Consider the following 3407-nt stretch of genomic DNA (forward strand, 5'->3'; position numbering starts at 1 on the left):
AAGCCGATGTAACGAGCTTTTCCCTGACGCACTACCTCAGCGAGTGCCGTCATGGTTTCTTCTAAAGGCGTATTTTGAATCGTAGCGATGGCATTGGTACAGATCAACGTATGTCAAAAACCCAAAAGAATTTTGACTTCTAGACAATGATCAAAAAAGCGATCGCTTTTAAGCATCTGCCCGAAAAAGATATTTATGTCCAATTAATAAATTCTTACAATTTGGGACTCGTATTTCCCATAGATTTGGTGTACCTTGTTAATTCTGTGCAAATTATTTATACCTATCTTCTTGCAGCTTTACTCAGACAAATTTTAAGTCAATGCCTTCAAGGGAACAGCCAATGAAAACTTCTAATGATACAGATACCAAGAAGATCATCAAAAAATCCGACAAGCTTACCCTGAGACAGATGAAGCTAATTGAGGAGGCTGAAGACCAACAACTTCTAGCTAATACTGTCAATTCTCCAGCCCCTGTGGTTGAGGTTGAGGAGAAACCAGTAGCGATTTCAGAGCCTAGAATTCCTGACTATATTCCACTGCTTGACAATCCTCCAGTACAATCGGTGGGCAACTCTGGCTGGCAGGTTTCTGATGTCTGGCGAGATATTCGGGTAGATGATTTTTGTAATTAAAGCAGGCAATTTGTATTCCCAGACGGTTCTGCATCAAGGCGGTTGCAATTATCCATGATCCGAATCTTAGAGATTGAGGGACAGGCACGAAGTAAGGGAGAAAAGTTTTCCCGAAGGCATACTTGTGCAGCAATACCTCAATACTTCGTTAAAACGATAATATGCAACCGCCTGAGCAACTTTTGTAAACTATCTTTGCACCAAGTCAAAGTTATAGTTGCATTGTGTCTATAATAAGTTACGGCTAACTATAACTGAAAGTTAGCACCCTGTAAATGGTTATCGCTTGGATTACGCATCAAAGACGATACCAAAGACAAGCAAAATTCATCGGCAACGCAATAGTTTTTATTCCGTTGCCAACATGCACCCTCCGCGATCGCATGTTGGTGAAAGTGTTGTATATCAAGGGAAGTAGTGTTAATCGGAGTTTATCTCGGATAAAAGATAAGGGTATCTTATTTTGTGTTGTGGGTGCGATCGGGTATGATGGTTGAAGTCGCAAGTCGGAGGTCGCAAGTCGCAAGTAAGAATGAAGAGTCCTGAGTTGAAAGACTGCCCACAAGGGACGGGGCATTTACCGAGTGTGGAAGTACTGAGTATGGTAAACAGAAGTAAAAAAGGTAAAAGCAGTGAGTGAAAATGGAGACAAAAGCATTAGTATCACTGACAGAACAAAAGCTTTTGCAATTAGAATTATCAAAGCTTGTAGCTTTCTTGATGAAAAACCGGGTGTTTGCCGTACCCTTTCTAAGCAACTGTTACGTTCTGGTACCAGTATTGGTGCTAATGTACACGAATCTCGTTCGGCTCAGTCTGATAAAGACTTCTTGCACAAAATGGAAATAGCTCTTAAGGAAGCACAAAACAAGTCGCAACTAGAAAGTCGCAAGTCGCAAGTAAAGTTAGAAGTCCTTAATTTTAATGGTGTAGCTAAAAAAGTGGCGTATCTTATATCTTAATTTTAAACTCCCGATTTTAATTGTAAGTAAGTAACTTGCGACTTGCGACTTGCGACTTGCGACTTCAACTGAGTACTGGTTGGAAATTTTAATTGAATCTGAAGTTGTTGAAAAAGGTAAATTTGATTCGTTGCTTCAAGAAACTAAGGAAATAGTGAGGATACTCATTGCTTCTACTCGCAAAATTAAAGAGAGATTGAATGGCAGCAAATCCAACGGCAGGAGGATGGAAGCGGCAAGCGAGAATTAATAGTTTAACTCCGAATAAAGAATAAATATATTTTCATAGCTTTAATAACAAGACAATTACTTGCGACCTGCGACTTGCGATCTGCAACTTCTAATTGGTATTACTTGCGACTTGCGACTTGCGACTTGCGACTTGCGACTTGCGACTTGCGACTTGGAGAGCTTTTTCAAATGGATGTGTTACACGTATCCTGAAATTATTGCTACTAATCCCACACTGGGGATAAAACTGGAAAAAGTACCACTGCCACCAGCCCAGAGTTTAACCCCAGAACAAATGGAACAGGTTTGGTCAGCGTTGGAATTGCTGGGAGAAACAAAGCAACGGGATACAGCACTGGTTCACATTCTGAGTCATGGACTCCGGGCAGGGGAAGTTGTACAGCTAAATGTTGGCTCATTTGATGGCAAGCTGCTATTTTTACCAGACACCAAAACCAATGAACCACGCTTAGTTCCACTGCGAAAAGAGAGTCGGGAAGTTTTAGCAGAGTATTTGCAATTGCGCTCACAGCAAGGAGAGGTTTTGACCAGCCTCAGTCCATTGATGATTTCACACCATGCTTCATACAAGGGTGAACGCTTGAGTTATCACGGCATTTACTTTGCTATAGAAAAAATCGGTGAACTTGCTCAAATTGAAGATTTGCATCCTCACTCCTTTCGTCACACCTACGCTACTGATTTATTGCTATTGGGAGTTGACCCCAGCCATGCCCGTAAGCTAACAGGGCATCAAAGCGAGAAAGCGTTTCGGCGGTATACGCTTCGCAGCGAACAAGAAGCTGCGATCGCTGCTTACTATCGTGCGATTGGCGAAGAAGCGGAGTAAGGTATGCCAAAGCCACTTGATCCCAAATGTCAGCTATGTGCCAAGTTACCAACTGCCCAAGCTAAAGTTTTACATGGAACAGCAGGGGATGGATGTTGGAATCCCAAAGTCTGCCACAATCGCCGTTCATTCTATCGTCGCCGGAGTGAAAGTCATTCAGCAGAAATTGATGCGATCGCAGTCGAACCACCAGCAACATATTTTGCAGTGCTGTATTTGTATAAAGAACCAGGGGATAAACCATTACACGCTATGTCGGCAGAACTCTGGCTGGGTCAAAAACCTGTTTGCCGCTTAGAACCAATTCACTGTTTTGGGCTAACGGCTGGCAAGATCCGCGCCTATACAGATCAAGTGTTGCAGGCTTTTGCAAAACAATACAGTGTTTCACTATATCAATATAAGGATATGTTTGAGATTAGCTCAAGCTACTGCCCAGTGCGACCCTGCCCGTTAAATCCAGAATCTTAGAGATGACCACATACCGCCAATTAACAATTTGGGATGTGCTTGATGAGTTGTCCGAATCTCCAGCGACATCAACACTAGCACCGATGTGGGAATGTTTAGATGCGGAGCTTGAAAAATTACCCTTGGAGGCACAGTTATTAACCGCAGCGCTTGCCTTCAGTCAAATTGCAGATATTCTCAAGTCTCGTGCCGAAGTGCTGTTGCAAGATACCCGCGATGGGCTACGCCCCGCCGTAGGCGATCGCAATAACCCAAA

Annotated in this window: 3 protein-coding genes and 3 pseudogenes; all 6 read left to right on the forward strand. The window is 42.9% G+C overall.

The features are described from left to right. Positions 1-343 precede the first annotated feature (343 nt). On the forward strand, positions 344-637 hold the full coding sequence (locus CDG77_RS34040; RefSeq protein ID WP_094333552.1) for a hypothetical protein: 294 nt from the start codon (positions 344-346) through the stop codon (positions 635-637). A gap of 275 nt (positions 638-912) precedes the next feature. Next, the gene (locus CDG77_RS36045) at positions 913-1134 is read left to right on the forward strand and encodes a hypothetical protein (RefSeq protein ID WP_143857166.1); all 222 of its coding nucleotides are present in this window, start codon (positions 913-915) and stop codon (positions 1132-1134) included. A 135-nt stretch (positions 1135-1269) separates the two neighbouring features. Continuing rightward, positions 1270-1849, forward strand: a pseudogene (locus CDG77_RS39285) (four helix bundle protein). Positions 1850-2002: 153 nt separating this feature from the next. Continuing rightward, positions 2003-2680 (forward strand): annotated as a pseudogene (locus CDG77_RS34055) (tyrosine-type recombinase/integrase); the annotation flags it as partial. 3 nt (positions 2681-2683) lie between these two features. After that, positions 2684-3151, forward strand: coding sequence for a hypothetical protein (locus tag CDG77_RS34060; protein WP_094333554.1), 468 nt, complete (start codon positions 2684-2686; stop codon positions 3149-3151). A 2-nt stretch (positions 3152-3153) separates the two neighbouring features. Continuing rightward, positions 3154-3407 (forward strand): annotated as a pseudogene (locus CDG77_RS34065) (hypothetical protein); the annotation flags it as partial.

Origin of the sequence: Nostoc sp. 'Peltigera membranacea cyanobiont' 213 (genome assembly GCF_002245975.1) — a bacterium.
Lineage (GTDB): Bacteria > Cyanobacteriota > Cyanobacteriia > Cyanobacteriales > Nostocaceae > Nostoc.

Coding starts and splice junctions, on each gene's coding strand:
- CDG77_RS36045 (WP_143857166.1), top strand. CDS start 913: ATGGTTATCGCTTGGATTACGCATCAAAGACGATACCAAAGACAAGCA.
- CDG77_RS34060 (WP_094333554.1), top strand. CDS start 2,684: ATGCCAAAGCCACTTGATCCCAAATGTCAGCTATGTGCCAAGTTACCA.
- CDG77_RS34040 (WP_094333552.1), top strand. CDS start 344: ATGAAAACTTCTAATGATACAGATACCAAGAAGATCATCAAAAAATCC.